Here is a 23,855-nt window from a genome sequence, read left to right on the forward strand (position 1 = left end):
CCCCCGCGCCGATCTTGCACTTATGGTCGCGACAAAAGGGATGAAAGCGGTGTTACTGCCGACCAAAACTGCAAGATCGGCGAGGAAGGGTGTGGGTGGGTGGGGTGGGGGGGTGGGGCGGCCCACCGTGCTGCCGACGCGGAGGGCCGCCCTTCACCGGGGGATATCGGTGTTTGTGGGGCCTCGGTGAGACTATGGGGCAGGTTACCGAGGAATGGGAGTCTCGGGAAGAGTGTCCGACTTTGTGGGCTGGTGGCTCGGCATGCGGGCGGGACCACGCACCGGCAGGACGACGAGCAGCACCAGGCAGAGCCACACGTACGCGTTGCGGAGCAGGAACTCCCACGGGCTGCCGGTGGGCGACGGCGTGATTCCCCAGTCGTAGAAGGACACCACTCCGTACACGATGATCGAGGTGACGCTCACGGCGAGGATCACCATCCGGCGGCGTCGGCGGGCCCCCGCGGCGGTGCGCGGGTCGGTACCCAACGCGGTGTCGGCCAGGATCACCACCGCCGGGATGAACCAGTAGATGTGGTGTGTCCAGGTGATCGGGCTGATCAGCGCCGCCACCAGGCCGGTAAGCGTCAGGCCGGTCAGCGCGTCCCCGGCCTGCGACGCCCGCACCGCCCGCCACAACCCGTACCCGCTGACCACGGCGACCAGGAGCAGCCACACCAGCCGGTTCGGCTCCTCCGGAGCGATGAGCCGGCTCAGCAGTCCGAACAGTGACTGGTTGCCGGTGTAGTCGGTGCGACCGACCCGGTCGGTGGCCCACAACTCGTGCGTCCAGAACCGCCACGAATCACCGGGAGCCACCGCCGCGGCGAGCAGGGTCGCCCCGGCCGCGGTCGCCCCGGCCACCACCGCCGCCCGCCACCGCCGGGTGGCCAGCAGGTAGATCACGAAGATGGCCGGGAACAGCTTGAGCGCCGCCGCCAACCCGACGCCCACCCCGGCCCAGCGGCTGTCGCGGGGTACGGCGAACAGCAGGTCGGCCAGGATCAGCACCACCAGCAGCATGTTGATCTGCCCGAAGGTGATCGTCTCCCGGGTGCTCTCCACACCGAGCACGATCAGCACGCCCACCACGAGGGTGAACAGGTGCGGTAGCCGGTGTCGACGGATCACCGGGTCGAGTAGCCACTTCGTGGTGACCACCACGCCGAGCAGGGTAAGCCCGGTGAAGATCGCCACGGTGGCGCCCAACTTCAGCCAGGAGAACGGCAGCAGGACCAGCGCGGCGAACGGCGGATAGGTGAAGAACAACTCGCCCTGCACCCGGTCCGGCTGTGCGTAGTCGTACAGCGGGTTGCCAGCAGCCCACCAGTCCATGGCCGCCATGTAGATCTTCAGGTCGAAGAAGTCGTGGGTGCGTCCCGGCAGGTAGAGAGCCGGGAGCGCCGCCGCCAACGCCAGCGCTCCCACGACCCGGCGGGCCGTGCGGCTGCCCGGGTCGTCCAGGTCGACGCAGGGTGGTGTGGCGGGTTCGGCGGGCACGGGGAAGACCTTAGCGGTCGGTGACCGTGACGGCGCGGAGCCACGAGACTTGGGCTGCGCGTAGGCTGTCCCGGTGGCTGATCTTCTCGTCTGGATCGACTGTGAGATGACCGGGCTGGACCTCGGTGGCGACAAACTGATCGAGGTCGCCGCGCTGGTCACCGACCCCGACCTCAACGTGCTCGGTGACGGCATCGACGTGGTGATCCACGCTGACGACGCCGCGCTGGACGCGATGCCCGAGATCGTCCGGACGATGCACGGCAAGTCGGGGCTTACCGACGAGGTGCGCCGCTCCACCGTCACCCTGGCCGAGGCGGAGGAGCGGGTGCTCGACTACGTCACCCGCCACGTCAAGGATCCGCGTACCGCGCCGCTGTGTGGCAACTCGATCGCCACCGACCGTGGTTTCATCGCCCGGGACATGCCCCGCCTCGACGCCCACCTGCACTACCGCATGATCGACGTCTCCTCGATCAAGGAACTGTGCCGCCGCTGGTATCCGCGGGTGTACTTCGGTCAGCCGCAGAAGGGCCTGGCGCACCGGGCCCTGGCCGACATCCGGGAGAGCATCCGGGAGCTGGAGTACTACCGGCGCACCATCTTCGTCCCCCTGCCCGGACCCGACGTGGAGAGCGCCAAGGCGATCGCCGGCGAACTCTGACCGCCCCGGCTGCCGCGCGGCCTGCCTGTCGCGGACCGGTCCCGTCCCGGCGGCAACCCGGTGGACGTGGTCGGCCGTGGTGGGGGTATGATTTCACCGCACCCGCCCCGGGCGATCGACCGGGCGCGGCGGCATGGTGGCTGTAGCTCAGTTGGCAGAGCACCGGGTTGTGGTCCCGGTTGTCGTGGGTTCAATTCCCATCAGTCACCCCACCGGTCAGGCCCCCTCCGCGGAGGGGGCCTGACGCTTTCGGAGTACCCGGCAGCCGGGTCTGCGGGGAGCAGCCACCCCGGATGCGGCATGACGCGGTATGCCCGCCGACGGAGGCCGCAGGTTGCGGCATGTCGTGGCACCGGTGCCGGCGTGAGGGTCAGGCGCCAGGGGCCTCGCTCGCCTCGACGTCTGGGTTGGTCTCGTCGTTCGCTGCCGGCTCGTACGGCAGGGCGCTGCCCTTGACGTACTCCTCCCAGCTGACGTTCCAGTCGGTCCAGCCGTTGCCGAGCTGGAGCTTGCGCTCGGTGCCCTTGACCACGATCGGGTCACCGACCTTCGTGTTCTTGAACAGCCAGGCGCCGTTGGCCATTGAGACGTTCACGCAGCCGTGCGAGACGTTCGTCGTGCCCTGCTGCCCCTCCGACCAGGGTGCCGCGTGGATGAACTCGCCACCCCAGGTGAGCCGCTGCGCGTAGTCGATCTTCGTCCGGTAGCCGTCCTCGGGGCCCAGCTCGTCGTACGTGTCGAAGACCGTCTTGCGCAGCTTCTCCATCACCACCATGGTGCCGCTGGAGGACGGGGTGCTCTTCTTGCCCAGGCTCACCGGGATCGTCTTGATCTTCTCGCCGTTCTTGGTGACGATCATCCGCTTGGTCCGGTTGTCCACCGTCATCAGCAGCTCCGGGCCGATGGCGATGTCGACGGTCAGGTCGGCCCGGCCGTACCAGCCGTCGCCGAGTGGCAGCCCGCCGGCCTGCACCCGGTACGACACCTTGCTGCCGGCCTGCCAGAACTCCTTCGGCCGGTACCGGATCTCGGTGGGGCTGACCCAGTGCCAGATGCCCTCCTGGGCTGGCTCCGAGGTCACCGTCATCCGGCGTTGCAGGTCGGCGCGGTACTTCTCCGGGATCTCCCGGCCGAACTTGACGATAAGCGGCATGGCCACCCCGACCGTCTGGTCGTCGCCGAGGAAGCTGCTGATGCGTACCTGGTTCTCCGGCTTCTCCATCACGGTGAAGGCGCTTGTCGCGGTCGCCGGCAGGCCGTCGTCGCCGGTCGCGGTGACGGTGGCGGTGTACGTGGCGCCGTAGGTCAACGCCGCCGCCGGCAGCCAACTGCGGCCGTCGGCGGCGAGGTCACCCTCGACCGACTCGCCCTCGGCGTCGGTCAGCTCGACCGTGACGTCCTCGGCCTGCTCGGCGGCGAAGGCGATCGCCGTCGACGCCGGCACCTCCGTGGCGTCCGCCGCCGGCTCGCTGATGCTCACCGACGCCTTCGCGGCCGGCTGGTCGGCACCGTCCTGCCAACCCGGCCCCTTGTCGCCACCCTTACCGCCGGTGCAGGCGGAGGTCAGTGCCAACGTCACGGCGAGCAGGCCCGCGGCGAGCACCTCCCGCCGCCGGTTGCGCTGGTCCCGAATCCGCATGGTGTCCTCACAGTCGTGGTCCGCTTCCCGTCCACATCTCTGACGCACCAGTTCACGTACCCGTTGCGCCTAGTGAACCGAAACACGTGGAGCGGGATGTCCGGATAGTGACATATTTCGTCCGGTCATACGGCCGGACCGGCGCCACCGTCCGGAACGGGCAGCGCACTGCCCTTGACGAACTCCGACCAGCTCAGGTTCCACGCCGTCCAACCGTTGCCGGCCGCCAGCTTGCGTTCGGTGCCGGTGATGGTGATCGGGTCGCCGATCTTCGTGCGTTGGAAGAGCCATCGAGCGTTCGCCATCGAGATGTTGACGCACCCGTGCGACACATTCTGCCGCCCCTGGACATTCTCCGACCAGGGTGCCGCGTGGATGTACTCGCCGCCCCAGGTGAGTCGCTGGGCGAACTCGATGTCGGTGACGTACCGGTTCTCCGGATCCGGGTCGTCCATCGTGTCGAAGACTGTCGCTTCCTTCTTCTCCATCACCACGAGCGTGCCACTGGACGAGGGGGTCTTCTTCTTGCCCAGGCTGACCGGCAACGTCTTGACCAGCTGCCCGTCCTCGTACACCCGCATCTGCTTGTCGGAGTTGGTGACCTTCATCTCGAAGGCCGAGCCGATCTTCGCGGTGGCGTTGCGGTCGACGTTGCCGTACCTGCCGTTGCTCAGCGGGATGCCGGCCAGGGCGATGCGTACGGTCAACTTGGTGCCGGCCTTCCAGTACTCCGGTGCGCGGTAGTACGCCTGCGTACCGTTGCTCACCCAGTGCCAGGCGCCCGGCTGCGGCGGGTCGGTCTGCACGAACATCCGCTTCTGCACCTTGGCCCGGTCCTTGGCCGGGATACCCGGGTGGAACTCCGCCACCACCGGCATCGCCACCCCGTACGTCCGGTCGTCGAACAGGTACAACCCGGAGGTGATCATCGAGCCGGGCTTGGCCATCGTGGTGAACGTGCTGGTGCCCTCGCTGACCGCGCCGTCCGGCCCCTTCGCGGAGACGGTCGCGGTGTAACGGGTGGACCACTTCAACGGCGCCGACGGAACCCACGAGGACCCGTCCGTACGCAGCTTGCCCTTGACGGTCTTGCCGTCCTCGGTCTTGAGCGTGACCTGCGACACCTCGCCGCCGTCCGGCAGCTTCGCGCCGATCTCCACGCTGACCGGCCGGTTCTTCGCCCCGTCGGCCGGACTCACCGTCAGCGGCGGACCACTCGACACCTCCGGTGCGCCCGGTGCCCCCGGCGTCCCGGTGCCGGTCGCACCAGGGGTCTGGCCGGGTACGAACTCGGCCGGTGCGCGCTCCTCGCCGCAGCCCGACAACGCCAGCGACGCCACCAGCCCCAAGACCACCCCGGCCCGCGCGAACCTGCCCATTCCCACCCCTGTCGTTGCGCACCTGGCGCACATCGTGCCGTATCGCTGCCGCCCGGCATCACCCCGGTCCCACGCTTTGCGAGGGATTTTTTCGCTAATGTCCGATAAGCTCGACCGAAGGGGTGACCCCGGGATCGGATTGGAACCCGGTTCAGGGTGCGTGCTAGTGTTTCCCCCGTTGTCAGCGAGCGCCGCTAGCTCAACTGGCAGAGCAGCGGACTCTTAATCCGCGGGTTCGGGGTTCGAGTCCCTGGCGGCGCACCAACGAGCAAGGCCCTGAACTGGTAGAACTCTGCCAGTCGGGGCCTTTTTCGCGTACGCGGATGGCGGGTGGTCGCTCGGTGGTCGCTCGGGAGCCGTTGGACGGCGGCGGCATCGGTGGGACGCGAGGCGATGCCGGCGGACAGATCCATAGATCACGGGTGCGCTGGTGCCTGGTCGCTCTGGACGTGGATAGGGGCCGGTTGTGCGTCGGATCGTGCGTAGGTCGGTGCGGGCCATTCTTTTGAACGAGGAAGACCGCCTCGTGCTGATCAAGCGAATCAAGTCCGGCCAGGCGCCGTACTGGACGACGCCGGGCGGTGGCGTGGAGTCGACGGATGGCTCTCTGGAGGCTGCGCTTCGTCGGGAGTTGCACGAAGAACTCGGTGCCGAGGCGGACCGGTTCGTCCAGGTGTTCCTGTTCACCGCTCCTGTTGGGGATGGTGGGCACTTCTTCGTCTGTCGGCTACTTGAGCTGCGGGAAGATGCTCGAACCGGGCCGGAGTTCGATGATCCCGCCATCGGGGCTGCGTGGGTGAGTGATCGGGGCGGTCTGCCCGAGGCCGCCGTGCGGCGGCGGTGGGCTCGCCCTTCCCCCGGCGAGCCCACCGCTCACCGTCTCGAACGGAAGTGCTGGCATGACGGTGTACGTCTCACGTCACGCGAAAGCCGACCGTCTATGGCGACAGACGTTGACCACCGAGGGCCCTATGCCACAAACGACTCGACCGTCTGATCCACCGCTGCTCACCCATGCCTGGCGTCAACTGTTCGAGCGGCAGGTCCGGGAAGCCGGCCGCCGATGACCGGCGACCGGGACCAGGGCCCGGCCCGAGCGAATGGTGCAGCCGTGTTCCGGCAGGAACATCTGCCAATGCAGCCGCTGTGGCTTTGCCGGCGGTGCGGTCAGCCGTGGCCGTGCGGCGCGGCGAAGCTCGCTCTCGCGGCCGAGTACCGGGACAGCCCGGTGAGCCTGTTTCTCTATCTGGCCAGCTGCCTGCACGACGCGATCGATGACCTGCACCGGCTCAATCCCAGTGCGGCGGGTGGTACCGCCGCACTGTTTGACCGGTTCCTCGGGTGGCCCGCCCGCACCCACGCCTACCGAGCCAACACCGCCACGGCGATCGGGAACGAGGAGACTTCGTGAACGGCATCGGCCTCATCAGCGTCAATCGTCAGCCGGCGATCGCCAGCACGTTCCACACACTGGTCGTGCGGCCCACCAGCTTCTGCGACCTCGACTGCACCTTCTCAATCGTTGAGTAGCCGCCATGTGGTGAGAGCGATTCTGGCCCGTATCAGTCCGGTGGGTTCGGTGAGTTCGATGCCCAGGGTCTTTCCGATCTGGTCGAGTCGGCGGGCGACGCTGCTGTGGTGCAGGTGGAGAAGGTCGGCGGCCCGGCGCAACGAGCCGGTTTCGCAGTAGGCGTCCAGTGTCTTCAAATCTTCCGGGTTGCTGGCTATTCGGGCGGTCGTCGCCACGTCGGGGTTGTCTCGCGCGGCATCCTTGGGTACCTGTGCGAGAAGCGCTAACGCCCCGAGACTGTGGTAGTGGACGACCGTCTGGTGCGGGGTGGTGTAGCGGAGGGCGGTGCGAGCTTGCCGCCAGGACTCGTCGGGACTTTCGGCGGCACCGATGCCCGCGCGTACGCCGGGCGGAAGCTGGGCCGGGTCAACGGTGGTGGCCAGGATGACGCCAACGTCGGCCAGTGATGCCGCCTTCACCGGGCGGGTCGGGCAGACCAGGCCACCGATATGGTCGAGCGGGAGTTGCGAGCGTACGGCGAGGACTCGGATCGGCTGGTCGGCAGCGAAACCGAGAAGCCGTAGGGCCCGAGTTCTAGCCGCCTGGTCGCTGTCGGAGCTGATCACCAGTTCGACGAGTGCGGGGTCGGCCATGGTGGTGTGGGCCGGGGCGTAGCGTTCGACAACCGCCGCGGCGGCGATGGCGAGCCGGTCCAGCAGCAGGTCGTCGAGCGGCAGGGGCGGCCCAGGACGTTCCAGCCACACCGTGCCGATCTCTTCGCCGTCAAGCGTGATCGGTGCCGTGGCGAAGGCCGCCGGCTGTGCAACGGGCGCCTGTCGGCCGTCAGGTCCGACGCGCACTGTGCGCCCCGTGCTGTGCAGCCGGATCCCAGCCACGCACTCGGCCAGGCCCGCCGAGGCCCGGGCAAGTGCCGGCAGATCCACCCGCCGGCGCATCAGCGTGTCGTAGAACATCACGACGCGGAGCGCACCCCCGGCCTCCCGATCCAGATGCGACAGCCGTTCGGCCAGTGCCTCCATCACCGGAGGATAGGCGACGACCGGCGCACGAACCAGGTGGGATTCCCGACAGATGGCGGATGATTCCGGGGATGGCGGCCGTGAGGATCGTGGACATGGATCCTGAACTGGAAGCGTTCATCCCGCTGTTCCCCGAGGCTGATCTGACCGACCCGGTGACCGCGCGCAAGAAACTCGCCGGGCTGGCCGCCTCGGTGCCGGCACCGGACACCTCGAATATGGAGGTCGAGGACCGTACCGTGCCTGCCGATCCGCACGTGCCGGTGCGGATCTATCGCCCGCACGGGGCACAGGGCGCCATCATCTGGCTGCACGGCGGCGGATTCGTCATGGGTGACCTGGACACCGAGCATCCGTGGGCCGCCCGGATCGCGGACAGTTGCGGTGCGACGGTGATCTCGGTGGGCTACCGTCTGGCCCCCGAGCACCGGTTCCCCGCCGCCCTCGACGACACGTACGCCGTGCTGGTTTGGGCAGCCGAACACGCGGCCGAGCTCGGTATCGACCCGGCCCGCATCGCGGTCGGAGGTCACAGCGCAGGCGCGGGAATCGCGGCCGCGGTCGCGTTGCGGGCACGTGATCAGCACGGGCCGCCGATCTGCTTCCAACTGATGAACCAGCCTGGGCTGGATGACCGGCAGGAGACATGGTCGGCGCGGAACTTCACCGATACGCCCTGGATGACACGTGACAAGGTCATCGCGGCGTGGCGGCACTACCTGGGCTCCCAGCCCGCCTCACCGTACGCCGCCCCGGCGCGGGCCGACGACCTGTCCGGCCTGCCGCCCGCCTACATCGCGACCGCGGAATTCTGCCCGAGCCGCGATGAAGGAATCGAATACGCACTGCGCCTGCTGCAAGCGGGCGTGTCAGTCGAGTTGCACCAGTGGGCCGGAACGTTCCACGGGTCACAGGCGATCCTGTCCGCCGAGGTGTCACAGCGGCAGATCGCGGAACTCGCCGCAGCCCTACGGCACGCCCTGGCCGAGTGAGATGGCCGGCGACGGCCAGCCGCATCCGCTGGGCGGCCGCCACCCGCATGAGGGCGAGCTCCGCCCGCAACCAACGACTGTCCTTGTCGGGCAGCGTCACCCGAAGCACATGCCGTGTCTCAACCAGTCCGAAGGAGCACTACCTTGCGGAAAGTATTTGCCGGCCTTGCCGCTCTGCTGGTGCTGGTCATCGTCGTACAGTTCTTCCTCGCCGCCAGCGGCGCGTTCAACACCGCGCCCAGGGACGAGTCGTTCCAGGTGCATCGCTCGCTGGGCTATGTGATCCTGCTGTCCGCGGCCGTGATGACGATCATCGCCGCCCTGGCCCGAATGCCCGGCCGGCTCATCGGGATGACCGGTCTGGTAGCCGGGCTCGTTGTCGTACAGGTTCTGATCCGGGAGTTCGCCGTCGCGCTCGATGGCACGGGCGGTGCCAGCACGACGGCCGGCCAGCTCATCTTCGGCCTGCACGCGGTCAACGGTCTGATCATCCTGATGGTGGCCGGCGACCTCGCGCGGCGCGCGCGAATGCTGTCGAGGGTCCCGGTTGCGTATCGGCGGGCCGGGGCGGGCGACGACACACGGGCGTCCGAACCGGCGGCGCGGGCGTCATGACGACAGGCCAGTTGATTCTCGTCGATCACGTGGTGGCGCTGCTGGGCGTGGCCGCGTGGTTCGCGGCCGGCGCCACCGCAGCCATCCGGCGCGCGCGGCTCGCGCTCGGGCTCCTTGCGGCGGCTGTCCTGGTGGCACTTGCCCGGGTGGTCACGGTGGCGATGTTGGCCGGTCGTGGCTGGTGGTTCGTGCAGGAGAAGGTGCTACTGGGCCTGCCGATCCTGGGAGCCGCCGGGTTGGCCGCCGTTGTGGTCGCCGGCCCGCGGTTGCTCGCGGCGAGACGCGCTCCGGAAGCCGGGATACCGGCAGCCTGCGTGGTCTTGCCACTCACCGCCGGATACGCGGCCCTGGCCGGGCTCGTGGTGACCGTCCTGGTGGGTTTTCCCCTGGCGTGGAGTACGGCGTTGATCGCCTGCTCCCTGGTCTGTGCGGGCGCGCTGCTGACCGCGCGGGTCGTAGCGGCGCCGGTGGGCACCACCGACGCCGCTGTGGGCGCCACCCGTGCCGATGACACCGCCGTCGGTGACGCTGATATCGCCCCCGCCGAGGAACCGCGGGCAATGGCCCGACTTTCACGTCGCCGGTTCATCAGCCTGACGGGGGGTGGCGCGATCGTGGCGGGTGGCGGCACCACCGGTGTCGGCCTGCTGTTCGTGCCGGCTGAACCAGTGGTTACCGGAGGTGGTCCCGGGCGATCCTCCAGCTCTCGACCGGTCGTGTCGGTGGCCGACCTGCGGGGGGTCGACACACCGGCGCCGGGCGGCGCCAGACGCCAGTACGTCCTCACTGCGCAGACCGCCACCTTCCGGCTTCCGTCCGGACGTGATCTCGCCGCGTGGACCTACAACGGGCAGGTGCCCGGCCCGCCGGTCACCGCCACCAAGGGTGATCTGATCGAGGTGACGCTACGCAACACTGACATCGACGACGGGGTCACGCTGCACTGGCACGGCTACGACGTGGCGTGCGGTGAGGACGGCGTACCAGGCCTGACCCAGAATGCGGTGACGCCCGGCGAGGAGTTCGTCTACCGGTTCCGCGCGGATCAGGTGGGTACCTACTGGTACCACACCCACCAGTTGTCCCACCTCGGGGTGCGTCGCGGGCTGTACGGGACCCTCGTCGTGATGCCGCGCGAACAGCAGCACGACAACAGCGCAGCCCTCGCTGGGCAGCTGGATCTGATTCTTCCCGTGCACACCTTCGACGGCACCATCGTGATCGCCGGGCGGGACGGACGTACCGACCACACCGCGCCGGCCGGCACAAAGGTGCGGTTGCGGCTGATCAACACTGACCCGGATCCGCACCGGTTCGCGCTCACCGGAACGCCGTTCCGGGTGGCGGCCATCGACGGCCGGGATCTCCACCAACCTGGAGAGGTCACCGACGCCGGACTGCGCCTGCCCGCAGGCGGACGCTACGACCTTGCCTTTGTCATGCCAGAGACTCCGGTGGCACTCGTCCTCGACAACGACCACACCGGCGGCCTGCGGCTGCAACCGGACGACCACCCCACCGGTCGTGCCCCGGCCGTCGAGGACACCTCCGACTGGCCGGAGCTCGACATGCTGAGTTACGGAGCGCCGGCCAGCGTGCCGTTCGATGCTGCACGCCGCGCCGATCGGCACTTCACCATCGTTCTGGACCGCGGCGTGGCTCTGGTCGACGGTCGGCCGGCGTACGCGCACACGGTAAACGGCCGTGGTCACCCGTCGATCCCGGATCAACTCGTGGCCGAGGGCAACCTCATCCGGTTCACCGTGGTGAACCGAAGCCCGGAAACCCACCCCTGGCATCTGCACGGACATCCCGTGCTGATCCTGTCGAGGAACGGTACGCCGACGTCCGGCAGTCCATTGTGGATGGACACATTCGATGTCCGCCCAGGGGAGGTGTGGGAGGTCGCGTTCAAGGCAACGAATCCGGGGATCTGGATGAACCACTGCCACAACCTGCCCCACGCACAGCAGGGGATGATGCTGCAGCTGCGCTACGACGGTGTCACCACGCCGTTCCACGGCTCCCACACTGCCCATTCGGCCGGCAAGGCCAGGAATCGAGGGACCGTACAGGTAACGGCTGATCGACCGATCAAGTGAGAGGTGCAGCGGCATGACCTTGTACTTCTCGCGTAACGCGACTGTCGGCCAGACTCAACAGCTCGGGCCTGATCGCACGTCTTCGCAGCGGCAGACGTGGCCTGCGGACCCGCCGTTGCTGACCTACGTTTGGCGTCGACTGTTCGGACAGCAGGTCAGAGAGAACGATCGGCGGTGACCGGGCACTCGCGCCGCTTGTCGGCGCATCCGAACCATCCGAACGAGAAGGTGCATCTGCCGATGCGTCCGCTGTGGCTGTGCTGCCGGTGTGGGCATCCGTGGCCGTGTGGGTCGGCGAGGCTGACTCTCGTGGCCGAGTATCGGGACATGCCGGTGAGCCTGTTCCTTCACCTGGCCAGCTGTCTGCACGACGCCATCGACGACCTGCACCGGTTGCATCCCAGAGTGACAGGCAACGCGGCTGACCTGTTCGACCGCTTCCTCGGCTGGCCCACCCGGCACCGCGGCCGCCGCGCGTCGGCGGCCGACCCGCAGACGCCGGATGGCGCAAACAAGAAGTGGTGACCGCCGGCGCGATTCGACGCGGGGTGGCGTGCCTACCCCGCGCCCAGACAGGTTGACCAGGTCTCCTCGGCGGGGCCGGCGGCGCAAACGGTGATCTGCGGGTGGCCGCCGGCCCTCGCCCGGGGTTCAGCGGGTCGCCGGCTCGCTGCTGGGGTCTGGCTGGACGCGCTCGAACCGTATCCGGCTGAGCCAGCCGGGCAGGTCGCTTAGCGCGTACAGCTCGCCGTGCACGTCGGCGTCGATCGCGGTCGGCTGGATCGGGAAGTTGCCGATGATGGCGCTCTCGTAGCCGCCCCACGGTTTGGGGCGTACGGCGAAGGCGAGGGTCGAGCAGTAGTCGCTGGCGATGTAGGTGCCCCAGGCTTCCGGGGTGGCGGAGCCTCGGTACACCACACCGCCGGTCACCGAGCAGCTCTCGGTCATGTAGTGCTCGTACTCGAAGACCGGGTCGGTGTACCTCACGCCCGGTCGGCACTGCTCCGGGTCGAACACCGGGGTGCCCTCCCGGCAGGACCAGCCGAGGTTCGCGCCACCCTGCCACGGGCGGATGTGGTTGATCTCCTCGACCAGGCCCTGGCCGACGTCACCGATCCACAGTGAGTTGTCGAGCTTGTCGACGGAGAACCGCCACGGGTTTCGCAGCCCGTACAGCCAGATCTCGGGCCGTGCGTCGCGGTTGCGGACGAACGGGTTGTCCCGGGGTACGCAGTAGGGCTTCGCGCCGCAGCTGCGGTTGACGTCGATCCGCACGATCTTGCCGAGCAGGGTGCCGAGGTCCTGGCCGGCCTTGTACGGGTCGTTGGCGTGGCCGCCGTCGCCGAGGGACCAGTAGAGGTAGCCGTCGCGGCCGAAGGCCACCTGTCCGCCGTTGTGGTTGTTGTACTCGGCGTGTTCCTGGGTGAGCAGCACCTGTAGCCGCTCGGGAGCGCTGATCGGCAGCCGCGCCAGGGTCAGTTCGCCGTCCGGGAGGCTGGTGTAGGCCACGTAGAGCAGCCCGGTCCGGGCGAAGTCCGGCGCGGGGGTGATGCCGAGCAGGCCACGCTCGTTGCCCGACGTGTCCACCCGGGCGGTCAGGTCGAGCACCGGCTCGGCCGCCAGGCCGGTGTCGGGGTGGTAGGCGCGGACGGTGCCGTTCTTCTCCGCGATCAGCATCCGGCCGTCCGGCAGCCCGGTGAGCGCGATCGGACGTTGCAGTCCGTAGGCCACCTGTTCGGATACCACGGTCAGCTCGGTGAGCGGCACCTTGCCGGGCCGGGGTACGCCGGCCGTGGCGGTGCCGGCGGCCGACGCCGACAGGAGCGCGGACAGGACCAGGACGAGCAAGCCGGCCAGTACGGGTACTGGGCGCCAACGTGGTCGCGACATGTTCTCAGCTCCTTGTGCAGGTGGTGGGGGTACGCAGGCTGGGAGCGTGCCCAACACTACATCAACTCTTATCAATGCATTAGGTGCGGCGCCGAATCGGCGGCCGGTGGAGTGGTCTTCGTACGATGACCGCCATGGATGTTGCGATCGTGACGAACGCGGTCGTGGCCGCGGTCTCGGTGATCACCGTCGGTGTCTCGGTGTTCTTCGCGCTCCGGCAACTGCGGCTGTCGCAGAGTGCGAACCACACCCTGGTCGCGATCGAGCTGCTCACCCGGGACCGGATGAGCGACGCCTTCCTGGACAGCCAGCAGTTCGTGCTCACCGAGTTGCGGGCGAGGTGCTCGCCGGACCTGCGGGTCAGCGATCTTCCGTCCGACGCTCGTAAGCATGTGAACCGGATCGCGTTGTACTACAACGGGCTGGGCCAGATGCTGGCCTTCGACGTCGTCGACCCGGCGCTGTTGATCGGTACCGGTGGCTTCCGCGCTCGGGAGGCGTGGAGCGTGTTGGAGCCGTACATCCTCGCCGAGCGGGCGGCCCGCGGGGAGTCGTATCTGGCGAACTTCGAGCATCTCGCCGTGCTCGCCACCGAGACGCCGTGGTCGGTTGCGGTGCGCAAGCTGGGCCTACGCCGATTCGACAGCTATCCCGCCGACCTGGGCCTGACGACCGGGGCGGGTAACGCGGCCGGGACGGCGCCGGCCGCCGATCCAGCCAGCGAACGCTCCGGTTGACGACCATCGGCGCCTACTGACCCGAGGCGGGTCAGGTGGGTCGGGTCGGCGCGCCGCCGCGCGTCAACGGCTGCCGGCCGCCGCCTGCTCGTCCACGACGCGGGTCGGAGTTGTCGATGTTCACGTGCACATTGCACGCGACGGTGGTGGAGCATCTGGTGTGGCTCGCCGCCGTGGATCTTCAAGCGGTGACTTCCATCGATGGAGAGGCATCGTGGCCGAGCTGTCCGGCCGGTGCAAAGTACTCGTCTTACCTGCTCTTTTTCCGGTCTTTGGGGGGCAACTCCTTGAGCGTTCCGTAACTTTGTGGCAATCTCACTGCCATCGATGCGTAGCGTTGTGTCGTCTCCTGTGGTCTGCCCCAACGAGCACGTGAGTCGCCGGGCGATGTTAGCGCTAACCCGTCGAAGTGACGCGACTCTGGAAGGTGCTGAGACACATGAAGAATCTCGTACATCCGAGCGGTTCTCCGCGACGACGTTGGTCGACCATGCGGGCGCTGGCGGTCGGGTTGCTGGTGGCCGGCACGGTGCTCGTGCCCACCGGCGCCGCCAACGCGGGCACCACGCTGGGCACCTCGGCGGCGGAGAAGGGCCGCTACTTCGGTGCCGCCGTCGGCACGTACAAGTTCAACGACAACACGTACATGACGGTGCTGAACCGCGAGTTCAACAGCCTGGTCGCCGAGAACGAGATGAAGTGGGACGCGACCGAGCCGCAGCGGGGCGTGTTCAACTTCAGCGCCGGTGACCGCATCGTCAACCACGCCCGTTCCCGGGGGATGAAGGTGCGCGGGCACACCCTGCTGTGGCACGCCCAGCAGCCCGGCTGGGCGCAGGGCCTGTCCGGCGGTGACCTGCGCAACGCCGCCATCAACCACGTCACCCAGGTGGCCAGCCACTTCCGGGGACAGATCTACTCGTGGGACGTGGTCAACGAGGCGTTCGCCGACGGTGGCAGCGGCGCGCGGCGGGACTCGAACCTGCAACGCACCGGCAACGACTGGATCGAGGCCGCGTTCCGGGCGGCCCGGGCGGCCGACCCCGGCGCGAAGCTCTGCTACAACGACTACAACACCGACGGCATCAACGCGAAGTCGACAGGCATCTACAACATGGTGCGCGACTTCAAGCAGCGCGGCGTGCCGATCGACTGCGTCGGCTTCCAGTCCCACCTGGGCACCACGATCGCCGGCGACTACCAGGCCAACCTGCAACGCTTCGCCGACCTGGGCGTGGACGTGGAGATCACCGAGCTGGACGTCACCCAGGGCGGCAACCAGGCCAACATCTACGCCACCGTCACCCGCGCCTGCCTGGCGATCTCGCGCTGCACCGGCATCACCGTGTGGGGCGTACGGGACTGTGACTCCTGGCGCGGCAGCGACAACGCCCTGCTGTTCGACTGCGCCGGCAACAAGAAGCCCGCGTACACGGCGGTCCTCGACGCCCTGAACGGCGGCACCACCCCGAACCCGACCGGCAACAGGTTCCGCAACGAAGGGTCCGGCCGGTGCCTGGACGTCAACGGCGCTAGTTCGGCGAACGGTGCCCAAATGATCATCTGGGACTGCCACAGCAACGCCAACCAGCAGTTCACCCAGAACGGGCGGGCGTTGCAGGTGATGGGCAAGTGCCTGGACGTGCCGAACAACGCCGCCGCCGGCACCCGGGTGCAGATCTACGACTGCCACGGTGGGGCGAACCAGCAGTGGAACGTCAACAGCAACGGCACGATCAGCAACGCGCAGACGGGGCTCTGCCTGGACGTCAACGGCGCCGCCACCGCCAACGGCTCCGCGGTGATCGTGTGGGGCTGCCACGGCGGCGCCAACCAGCGCTGGGCTCGGGCCTGAGCCGATGAGCGCGACAGTCGGCACCGCACAGAAGGGAACGACGATGGTCAGATCCCGCTCGAACCGCTCGTTGCGCCGGATGCTCGCCTGCGCCCTGGCCGCTCTCGTTGCGGTGCCGACTGCCGTGCTCGGCGGTGCCGCACCGGCAGCCGCAGACACCAGCCAGTTCCGTGGTGTCAACTGGGCCAGGTTGGGTGACAACTTCCACGGCGGACCGCTGGTCCTGCACGGGCTGAGCAGCTCCGACAGCTACGCGACGGTGGTGGCCAAGGCCAACGCGATCTACACCGGCTTCCAGAACAACCTGGGCGCCAACACCGTCCGGTTGCCGATCAACACCTACACCGTCGGTACGAGCTGGTGGAACGCGTACACCGGCGCGATCGACGCGGCCACCGCGAAGGGCCTCAGGGTCGTCCTCTCCTACTGGGACGACGGCGTGGCCGCAAGCGGCGGACGGATCGTCAACACCACCGCCTTCGACACCATGTGGAACACCGTGGTCGCCAGGTACGGCAGCAACGACCTGGTGTACTTCGAGCCGATGAACGAGCCCGGCGGGCACAGCGCCGCGGACTGGGCCAACGTGGTGAACAACTGGCTCACCGCCCGTCCGGCGGTCCCGCGCCACCGGGTCTTCGTCAGTGGTGCGGGTCTGAACACCGACATCAGGTCGATGTGTGCCGACCGCCGGCTCGACGGAACGATCGTGTCGCTGCACCACTACACCTTCTTCAGCGGCGCGAAGACCTACGACCAGTGGGTGACGTTCCTGCGGGACGCCATCGGCTCCTGCGCCGCCCGTACCGTCATGGACGAGTTCGGTGCGCCGATGGACACCGGGCTCAACTACCACGACGCCACCAGCACCGACAACTTCGTGCGCTACTTCCGCGCCACCACCGACGTGCTGCGGGAACTGCGGATCGGCTCGATCTACTGGCCGGGCCTGGGCGGCAAGGTCACCGCCGGTCAGGGTGACGACTGGTACGCCATGCAGAAGCTGCACGGCACCGGCACCAACCTCACCCTGAGCACCCCCAACGCCAGCGGTCTCGACCGCCTCCGGTACGCCTGGGGCCTGACCGACGGAGGCACACCGGACCGGGTGAGCCGGCTCCGGAACGTCGGCACCGGGCAGTGCCTGGACATCCCCGGCGCCACCACCGCAAACATCCAGGTCCAGGTGTACGCCTGCAACGACACCGCCGCCCAGCGGTGGACCGTGACGGCCGGCGGGCAGATCACCGCCCTCGGCGGTCAACGGTGTCTCGACGCGTACAACCGGGGGACCGTGAACGGCACCGTCGTCGGCACGTACGCATGCAACGGCGGCGACAACCAGCGGTGGACGGTCGGCGGCGACGGCACCATCCGCGGCGCGCAGTCCGGCCTCTGCCTGGACGTGAACACCGCCACGGCCAAGGTCCAGCTCTGGTCCTGCTGGGGCGGCGACAACCAGAAGTGGCAGGTACAGAACGCCTGACCCGGCATTCGTCAGCAACGGTCGTGCCGTCCGTACCGACAAGGCGGCGCAGAAGGTCAATGGCTTCCGGGACGGTCCGACTGTCACGCGCAGGGGCGCATCGCCTCGGCGGGGCACGGGCCGTCGCGGACGTGGAGGGAGAAGAGATGAGATCCGTTGTCCATGCCGGGAAAGGTTGCCTACTCGCGCTGGGGGTGTTCGTCTCCGCCGCGGTGCCGGCCGTGATCGCAGATCAGGCGCCGGCTCTGGCCGCGGTCCAGGAGACGCTTCACGTCGCACCGAACGGGAACGACGCCAACCCCGGCACGCTCGCCGCGCCGTTCCGGACGCTCCAACGCGCGCGGGACGTGGTCCGCACGAAGACCGCGAGCATGACCGGCGACATCCAGGTCTACCTTCGCGGTGGTAGCTATCCGGTGACCAGCACGATCGAGTTCGGGGCCAGCGACTCCGGCGCCAACGGCCATCGGGTGATCTACTCGGCGTACCCCGACGAGACGCCGGTGCTTGAGGCCGGTGTGCAGGTGACCGGCTGGACCCAGCACAGCGGCAACATCTGGAAGGCCCCGCTCGACCGGGCCAACAAGCTGCGGGCGCTCTACGTCAACGGCCAGCGGGCCCACATGGCGGCCAAGACGATCACCTCGGCGGGTTGCCACGGCACGTACACCATCACCGCGGGACAGGCCGACTGGGCGTGGGAGTCGGGCTCGCAGTGTGCGGGCGCGAGGTACAACCCGGCTGATTTTCCGTCGATCTCCCGCAACCAGGAGGACATCGAGATCGAGACGGGCACCACCTGGACCACGGCCATCGTGGGAGTTCGCCAGGTGACCACGAGTGGTGACGGTCAGAGTCGTATCGCGCTGTTCCAGCAGCCGGGTGCCGCCATCGCCCAGGGGGCGTTCAACGGCAACGCCCAGATCAACGGTAGCCACAAGGTGATGAACGCCTACGAGTTCCTGGACGCGCCCGGCGAGTTCTACTTCGACAAGTCCAGCCGAACGCTCTACTACTACAAGGCCGGCAGCGACAACATGTCCACCGCGTCGGTCTTCGCACCCAACAACGTGACCACCGTGCTGCGGGTCGCCGGCACCTCGACAAGCAACCAGGCGCGAAACATCACGTTCTCCGGGCTCACCGTGCGGCACTCCGACTGGAACCTGTTCAACGTCGCCGGCTCGGTGTACAAGCAGGCCCAGCAGGGCAATCTCGGCGCCCAGGCGTACGCGCGCGGCAACTTCCACGTCTACTACTACCGCAACGTCGACCTCACCCCCGGCATCATCCACCTGCAGAACGCCAACGCGATCCGGTTGGAGCGCAACCGGATCGCGCACACCGGGGCCGACGGGATCACCCTGGTCAACGACGTGACGAACACGCAGTTGATCGGCAACTACACCAACGACATCGCCGGAACGGCGATAAGCGTGGGTCACCCGCAGCACGTCTACATCGGCGATCACACGTCGAGCAACCGCGAGAAGTACCCGGCTCAGGTCGAAGGGCTGCCGAAGAACATCGAGATCAGGAACAACTACATCCACGACAGCTCGGTGCTGTTCAACGGGCACGGCGCGGTCGCGGCGTACTTCGCCGACACCCTCACGGTGCAGCACAACCGCATCGAGAAGGCCCCGTGGGCGGGCATCACGATGGGTTGGGGATGGTGGAACTTCGACGGATCCTCAGGGTCGATCGCGCCCAACCGGCCGACCACCACGGCGAAGAACAACACCATCAGTCACAACCACATCATCGACACGGTGCAACGGCTCAGCGATACGGCGCCCATCTACACGCTTGGCAGCCAGCCGGGCACCACGATCCACGACAACTATTTCCAGGGTGTGCCGGCCGGCCACAAGTACGGACTCCACCCGGACGAGGGCTCGGCGTTCATCACCTTCCGGGACAACGTCCTGAGCGTGGACAAGAACATCACCTGGATGATCAACTCAGACGACTTCGGGCGTAAGCACGATCTGAGCATCACCTCCACGTACGGTCCGATCAACAAGGTCTCCAACAAGAACCTGCCCAACAGCACCATCCACGACATCCTCGTCTCCGCCGACTACGTCTGGCCGGCGGCGGCCTACGGGATCGCGGTCAACTCCGGGCTGCAGGACTCGTACCGGGACATCACCCAGCCGCGCAACCTGCCGATGCAGGACTACGTCCTACCGGCGAGCACGTTCGTCGGCAGCGGCACGAACTCGATCCCGATCCGCAGCAGCGGCGACCCGTCCAGGTCGCTCTGGCTGGCCCCGTCCGGCACCACAAGTTTCGCCGCCGGCCCGACGATGACCAGGGCGGACGGCAACGCCACCACCATCGCGGTGCCGACGACGTCGGGTGACTACCGGCTCTACGTCGTCGACGCGCAGGGCAGTCGGTCGGCCGAGTCGAAGTCGCTCGTCCGGCGGCAGGGCACCGGCGGTACGCCCGACACCCAGCTCGTCGGCGGCCAGTCCGGCCGCTGCATCGAGGTCCCCGGCGCCACCACCACGAACGGCACCCAGACGCAGCTGTGGGACTGCTCCGGCGGCTCGCACCAGCGCTGGACCTACACCGCGAGCAAGCAGTTCACCGTGTACGGCAACAAGTGCCTGGACGCCAACGGTGCCGGTACCACAAACGGCACCACGGTCATCATCTGGGACTGCCACGGCGGTCTCAACCAGCAGTGGAACGTCAACGCCAACGGCACCATCACGAACGTCCAGTCCGGACTGTGCCTGGACGCCAACGGCGCCGCCACCGCCAACGGAACAAAGATCATTCTCTGGTCCTGCAACGGCGGCGCGAACCAGCAGTGGAGTCGTCGCAGCTGAGAGCCGCATCCGGAGGGGCCAGGCACCGGTGGTGCCTGGCCCCTCCGACGTAGGAAGGCGCAGCGTGCGGAGGAACCGACGCCCTGGACGAGGCGTGGGTGAGCTGGCACCATGTGCCGATCATGAAGCGGACCCGGATGGAGAACCTGGTGAACAGCTTGTGGTCGGGGCCGGGCGGGCTGCCGGGGCGATCGGGTGTTCGCGCGGTGGGCAGGATGGCCGTGGCGGCAGGTGTGGCGGTCGCGTTGGCCGTGGCGGCCGGCTGCGCCGACGCGGGGTCGCCAGCGTCGGCTCCGAGCCCGTCGGCGAGCGCGGCGGAGCAGGACCTGCACACGTGGCTGCACGAGGGTGCGAAGAAGGTCGGTCAGGACACCTACTCGTCTCGTTTGAGCATGACACGCCGGGACGTCGAGGGAGCTTCGGTCAGTACGAGAGTCGAGATGACGGTGGATCCGGCCAGGCGCCGGAGCGACATGAGCATCCACTTCCCCATTCAGCAACCCGGCCACTTTCAGTGGATCGAGATCAAGACCGTCGACGAGGAGAGTTGGGCGCGGTTCTTCGGCTTCGGGGCGCCTCCCGAGAGATGGCTACCGGTCGACCTGCCGCGGCTGCTGGGTGAGGACTCCTCGATCTTCATCGGTACGCAGGCGACGGACGACCTTCAGGAACTGGTGAAGACGTCGGTCGAGCTGCGGCTGGTCACCGAACGAGCCGTTCGTGGTGTCCTCGACCTCCGTCGACTCCCGGACCTGACCGTCGAGCTGCGTGAAGAATTGCCGGGAACGAACACGATGGTGCCCTTCGACGCCACCCTCGACGCGCAGGGCCGGCTCACGAACCTGACGCTGCACTTCGATCAGGTGGAAGCGGGCGCTGGTAGGTGGCAGTTTCTCTACCACTCGTTCGGTCGGCGACAGCCGATCGAACCGCCACCCGCCAAGGACGTACTCGATCCGGACGACCTCGACCCGCAACTGCTTGTCGGGCTGCGTGACGTCGGCTGGTTGTAGGCAGGCCGCCGCCACCCCCACCGCCGGGACTGCCGCGTCTACGATCGGCCGGTGGCCCGACCCCTCGACCGCATCGCCCTCATCTCCGACGTCCACGGCAACCTGACCGCGCTTGAGGCGGTGCTCGCCGACATCGACGCACGCGGCATCGAGCGGATCTTCAACCTCGGCGACTACGTCGGTAAGGGACCGCGTGGCCGCGAGGTGATCGAGGTCTGCCGGGAGCGCTGCGAGGTCAACATCCTCGGCAACTGGGACGACCTCCTCCCTGACCCGGATCGGACCTACGACAGCGAGGCGATGGCCTGGTGGTTGGCGCAGCTCGCCGACGGCCAGGGTGACTGGCTGCGCGGCCTGCCGTTCAGCCACGACTTCCTGCTCAGCGGGCGACGGGTGCGCCTCTTCCACGCCTCGGCGACGAGCGTGCACCGTCGGGTGCGGTTCGACCACGACGAGGCCGAGTTCCTCGGCATGTTCGCCAACACGCCAGCCACCGGCGACGGGCCGGAGCCCTCGGTGGTGGGCTACGGCGACACGCACGATCCGTTCTACGAGGTGGATCGCGAGCGCCGCACGCTGTTCAACACCGGCAGCGTCGGCAACGCGATGGACGACCAGACCCCGGTCTACGTGATCCTCGAAGGTGTCGTCGACGCGGAGTCCGACGCGCCGTTCTCGATCCAGTTCGTTCGCGTGCCGTACGACGTCGAGGCCGAGCTGGCCGTGGCGGCCCGGCTGGGCATGCCCGAGTTGGCGGAGTACGTCTCCGAGCTGCGGCACGGCGTCTACCGGGGCGAGATGCACGCTCCGGACGGACCGCAATACCACCGCCGGCCGGCACCACGACAACCGGCCGCGTGACCGGTCCGGTACGACCGACCGGATGGCCCGGCGGTGACAGTGAATGAGCGAGAAAGGCGAGTACGTGGCGCGAGAATGACGGTATGCGTGCCGCCTACATCGAGGGCCCCGGTCCGGCCGACGACATCCGGTACGGGGACCTGCCGCCGTCACGTCCCGGTCCGACCGATGTCCTCGTCGACGTCCTGGCGACGACAGTCAACCCGGTCGACACCTTCGTGCGTTCCGGGGCGTACCCGACGCCGTTGCCGTTGCCCTTCATCGTCGGCCGTGACCTGGTCGGGCGGGTGACGGCGCCGGGGTCCGGGGTGAGCGGCTTCGGCGTCGGTGACCTGGTGTGGTGCAACAGCCTCGGGCACGACGGCCGGCAGGGCAGCGCCGCCGAGCAGGCCGTCGTGCCGGCGGATCGGCTGTACCGACTTCCGGCGGGGGTCGATCCGGCGGTCGCGGTGGCCGTGCTGCACCCTGCCGCCACCGCCTACCTGGGTCTTGTGGTGCATGGGCAGTTGCGGGTCGGGGAAACCGTGTTGGTGGGCGGTGGCGGCGGAAACGTCGGCTCGGCACTTGTGGCGCTCGCGAGGGCGGCCGGTGCCCGCGTCGTGGCCACCGCGTCCGCCGCGGACGCCGAGTACTGCCGGCAGCTCGGGGCCGCAGAGGTTCTCGACTACCGGGAGCCCGATCTGATCGGTCGGTTGAGGTCGGTGTGCCCTGACGGTATCGACCTGCACCTCGACACGTCGGGACGGAACGATCTCGAATCGATCGTCGACCTGATCCGGATACGTGGCCGGATCGTGTTGCTGGCGGGACCCCGCGCCAGGCCGGTACTGCCCGCCGGCCCCCTCTACCTGAACGATCGCACGGTCACCGGCTTCGTCATCTCCCGCGCCACCACTGCCGAGTTGGCCGCGGCTGCCGGCACCGTCAACCGGATGCTTCTCGCCGGGGAGCTGGCACCACGCGGCATGGTACGGATGCCGCTGTCGGGGGTCGCCGAGGCGCACCGGATGATCGAGCAGGGTGAGCTGCGCGGACGGCGGGCCGTCATCACCCCGTGAGCGGGCGGCCCCGCGTGGTGTGCGTCGTCACGGTTCGAGAGCCGTGTCGAGCATCTCGACGAGGTGCTCGGCTGCCGCCGCCGTGTCGTAGTCGGGGTCGTGGAGCTGTTCGGCGACGATCGCGTCGATGCCGCCCCCGACGATGATCGCCGTCGTGCGCGTGTCGATGTCGTCGTCGCCGCCGCGTGCGACCCGCGCCGCGTCGATGAGTTCGGCCAGGGGACGCCAACGGGCGGCCGGATCGTGGTCGCCGTCGTCGTGCACCATCGCCTCGATGATCATGCGAGTGTGTCGCGGATGCTCCCGTAGGTGTCCCACCATCGACCTGACGTACGCGGCGGGCCGGTTCGCGGTGTCGGCGGCCTCGACCGCGGCGGCGACGGCTGCGACAAGGGCGGCGAGGGCGTGCTCGTGGGCGGCGCGTACGACGGCGGCCTTGGTGGGGAAGTGGTAGAGCACGGCGGCCTTGGTGATGCCGGCGCGCTCGGCGATGGCGGCCAGTGAGGCGCCCGCGTAGCCCCGGTCGGCGACCAGCTCGATGGTGACCTCGATCAGCTGGGCGCGGCGGGCGCGCTCGATCAGGGTCAGTCCGGCCGTCGCGCCCGCTCGTCTGCTTGTCACCCGCCAGATTCTACCGTACGGTCGAAAAATCTACCGATCGGTTAGGAGGG

23 protein-coding genes and 2 tRNA genes are annotated in these 23,855 nt (G+C 68.4%); 19 read left to right on the forward strand and 6 right to left on the reverse strand.

Translation table 11 applies throughout. From position 1 onward, the window contains the following. Window positions 1-204 precede the first annotated feature (204 nt). A complete protein-coding gene (locus tag KBX00_RS26800; protein ID WP_210830842.1) occupies window positions 205-1,500 on the reverse strand; it encodes a glycosyltransferase family 87 protein in 1,296 nt (431 codons plus the stop codon). A gap of 73 nt (window positions 1,501-1,573) precedes the next feature. Here KBX00_RS26800 and orn point away from each other — a divergent pair, with 73 nt between their 5' ends. Both orn and KBX00_RS26810 read left to right on the forward strand, forming a co-directional pair. After that, window positions 1,574-2,164: an oligoribonuclease gene (orn, locus tag KBX00_RS26805; RefSeq protein ID WP_210830843.1), complete on the forward strand. Its 591-nt coding sequence runs from the start codon at window positions 1,574-1,576 to the stop codon at window positions 2,162-2,164. 136 nt (window positions 2,165-2,300) lie between these two features. Next, window positions 2,301-2,376 (forward strand) — tRNA-His (locus tag KBX00_RS26810). 158 nt (window positions 2,377-2,534) lie between these two features. Here the strand turns inward: KBX00_RS26810 and KBX00_RS26815 are convergent. Together KBX00_RS26815 and KBX00_RS26820 are read right to left on the reverse strand one after the other, a co-directional pair. Further along, window positions 2,535-3,803, reverse strand: a complete 1,269-nt coding sequence (locus tag KBX00_RS26815) for an Ig-like domain-containing protein (protein ID WP_210830844.1) — start codon at window positions 3,801-3,803, stop codon at window positions 2,535-2,537. Between the two features lie 125 nt (window positions 3,804-3,928). Beyond that, on the reverse strand, window positions 3,929-5,182 hold the full coding sequence (locus KBX00_RS26820) for an Ig-like domain-containing protein (RefSeq protein WP_210830845.1): 1,254 nt from the start codon (window positions 5,180-5,182) through the stop codon (window positions 3,929-3,931). Between the two features lie 188 nt (window positions 5,183-5,370). Between KBX00_RS26820 and KBX00_RS26825 the strand changes: the two genes are divergently transcribed. The 5 genes from KBX00_RS26825 (at window position 5,371) to KBX00_RS29510 (ending at window position 6,712) form a co-directional block, all read left to right on the forward strand. Then, window positions 5,371-5,446: transfer RNA gene (locus KBX00_RS26825), tRNA-Lys, on the forward strand. Window positions 5,447-5,648: 202 nt separating this feature from the next. Then, the gene (locus KBX00_RS26830; protein WP_210830846.1) at window positions 5,649-6,179 is read left to right on the forward strand and encodes an NUDIX domain-containing protein; all 531 of its coding nucleotides are present in this window, start codon (window positions 5,649-5,651) and stop codon (window positions 6,177-6,179) included. Then, entirely contained in the window at window positions 6,136-6,249 is a 114-nt protein-coding gene (amcA, locus tag KBX00_RS29505) for a multiple cyclophane-containing RiPP AmcA (protein WP_301548687.1), read from the forward strand. The genes KBX00_RS26830 and amcA (KBX00_RS29505) overlap by 44 nt, the downstream gene beginning before the upstream one ends. Beyond that, the gene (locus KBX00_RS26835) at window positions 6,246-6,593 is read left to right on the forward strand and encodes a hypothetical protein (protein WP_210830847.1); all 348 of its coding nucleotides are present in this window, start codon (window positions 6,246-6,248) and stop codon (window positions 6,591-6,593) included. The genes amcA (KBX00_RS29505) and KBX00_RS26835 overlap by 4 nt, the downstream gene beginning before the upstream one ends. Next, window positions 6,590-6,712, forward strand: coding sequence for a hypothetical protein (locus KBX00_RS29510; protein WP_301548688.1), 123 nt, complete (start codon window positions 6,590-6,592; stop codon window positions 6,710-6,712). Before KBX00_RS26835 ends, KBX00_RS29510 begins: the two co-directional genes overlap by 4 nt. On the opposite strand, the gene KBX00_RS26840 is transcribed toward KBX00_RS29510, so the two are convergent. After that, window positions 6,698-7,732, reverse strand: a complete 1,035-nt coding sequence (locus tag KBX00_RS26840) for a CdaR family transcriptional regulator (RefSeq protein ID WP_210830848.1) — start codon at window positions 7,730-7,732, stop codon at window positions 6,698-6,700. The two genes, KBX00_RS29510 and KBX00_RS26840, sit on opposite strands and share 15 nt — an antisense overlap. A 95-nt stretch (window positions 7,733-7,827) precedes the next feature. On the opposite strand from KBX00_RS26840, the gene KBX00_RS26845 reads away from it, so the two are divergent. From KBX00_RS26845 to KBX00_RS26860, 5 genes are all read left to right on the forward strand, one after another. After that, window positions 7,828-8,724: an alpha/beta hydrolase gene (locus KBX00_RS26845; RefSeq protein WP_301548689.1), complete on the forward strand. Its 897-nt coding sequence runs from the start codon at window positions 7,828-7,830 to the stop codon at window positions 8,722-8,724. 180 nt (window positions 8,725-8,904) lie between these two features. Further along, window positions 8,905-9,339, forward strand: coding sequence for a DUF6220 domain-containing protein (locus tag KBX00_RS26850; RefSeq protein ID WP_210830850.1), 435 nt, complete (start codon window positions 8,905-8,907; stop codon window positions 9,337-9,339). Beyond that, window positions 9,336-11,441, forward strand: a complete 2,106-nt coding sequence (locus KBX00_RS26855) for a multicopper oxidase family protein (RefSeq protein WP_301548690.1) — start codon at window positions 9,336-9,338, stop codon at window positions 11,439-11,441. Before KBX00_RS26850 ends, KBX00_RS26855 begins: the two co-directional genes overlap by 4 nt. A gap of 13 nt (window positions 11,442-11,454) precedes the next feature. Beyond that, the gene (gene amcA / locus KBX00_RS29515; RefSeq protein ID WP_301548691.1) at window positions 11,455-11,619 is read left to right on the forward strand and encodes a multiple cyclophane-containing RiPP AmcA; all 165 of its coding nucleotides are present in this window, start codon (window positions 11,455-11,457) and stop codon (window positions 11,617-11,619) included. Beyond that, window positions 11,616-11,966 carry a hypothetical protein gene (locus tag KBX00_RS26860; RefSeq protein ID WP_307869088.1) on the forward strand — a complete coding sequence of 117 codons (351 nt, stop codon included), beginning with the start codon at window positions 11,616-11,618 and terminating at the stop codon, window positions 11,964-11,966. Before amcA (KBX00_RS29515) ends, KBX00_RS26860 begins: the two co-directional genes overlap by 4 nt. Window positions 11,967-12,092: 126 nt before the next feature. On the opposite strand, the gene KBX00_RS26865 is transcribed toward KBX00_RS26860, so the two are convergent. Further along, window positions 12,093-13,331 carry a sorbosone dehydrogenase family protein gene (locus KBX00_RS26865; protein WP_210830851.1) on the reverse strand — a complete coding sequence of 413 codons (1,239 nt, stop codon included), beginning with the start codon at window positions 13,329-13,331 and terminating at the stop codon, window positions 12,093-12,095. A gap of 134 nt (window positions 13,332-13,465) precedes the next feature. On the opposite strand from KBX00_RS26865, the gene KBX00_RS26870 reads away from it, so the two are divergent. The 7 genes from KBX00_RS26870 to KBX00_RS26900 all read left to right on the forward strand — a co-directional run bounded on the left by KBX00_RS26870 (window position 13,466) and on the right by KBX00_RS26900 (window position 23,184). Further along, window positions 13,466-14,068 (forward strand): hypothetical protein, encoded by a 603-nt coding sequence (locus tag KBX00_RS26870; RefSeq protein WP_210830852.1) that lies wholly within the window; start codon window positions 13,466-13,468, stop codon window positions 14,066-14,068. A 439-nt stretch (window positions 14,069-14,507) separates the two neighbouring features. After that, window positions 14,508-15,923, forward strand: coding sequence for an endo-1,4-beta-xylanase (locus KBX00_RS26875; protein WP_374225371.1), 1,416 nt, complete (start codon window positions 14,508-14,510; stop codon window positions 15,921-15,923). Between the two features lie 43 nt (window positions 15,924-15,966). After that, window positions 15,967-17,409, forward strand: coding sequence for an RICIN domain-containing protein (locus KBX00_RS26880; RefSeq protein ID WP_210830853.1), 1,443 nt, complete (start codon window positions 15,967-15,969; stop codon window positions 17,407-17,409). Window positions 17,410-17,555: 146 nt separating this feature from the next. Then, entirely contained in the window at window positions 17,556-20,252 is a 2,697-nt protein-coding gene (locus tag KBX00_RS26885; protein WP_210830854.1) for an RICIN domain-containing protein, read from the forward strand. 98 nt (window positions 20,253-20,350) lie between these two features. Next, window positions 20,351-21,265 (forward strand): hypothetical protein, encoded by a 915-nt coding sequence (locus tag KBX00_RS26890; protein ID WP_210830855.1) that lies wholly within the window; start codon window positions 20,351-20,353, stop codon window positions 21,263-21,265. A 51-nt stretch (window positions 21,266-21,316) separates the two neighbouring features. After that, window positions 21,317-22,126 (forward strand): metallophosphoesterase, encoded by an 810-nt coding sequence (locus KBX00_RS26895; protein ID WP_210830856.1) that lies wholly within the window; start codon window positions 21,317-21,319, stop codon window positions 22,124-22,126. Window positions 22,127-22,209: 83 nt separating this feature from the next. After that, on the forward strand, window positions 22,210-23,184 hold the full coding sequence (locus KBX00_RS26900) for an NADPH:quinone reductase (RefSeq protein WP_210830857.1): 975 nt from the start codon (window positions 22,210-22,212) through the stop codon (window positions 23,182-23,184). Window positions 23,185-23,211: 27 nt separating this feature from the next. Here KBX00_RS26900 and KBX00_RS26905 read toward each other — a convergent pair whose 3' ends face one another. After that, window positions 23,212-23,805 (reverse strand): helix-turn-helix domain-containing protein, encoded by a 594-nt coding sequence (locus KBX00_RS26905; RefSeq protein WP_307869089.1) that lies wholly within the window; start codon window positions 23,803-23,805, stop codon window positions 23,212-23,214. Between the last annotated feature and the right edge of the window lie 50 nt (window positions 23,806-23,855).

It is taken from the genome of Micromonospora sp. C95 (assembly GCF_018070465.1).
GTDB lineage: Bacteria > Actinomycetota > Actinomycetes > Mycobacteriales > Micromonosporaceae > Micromonospora.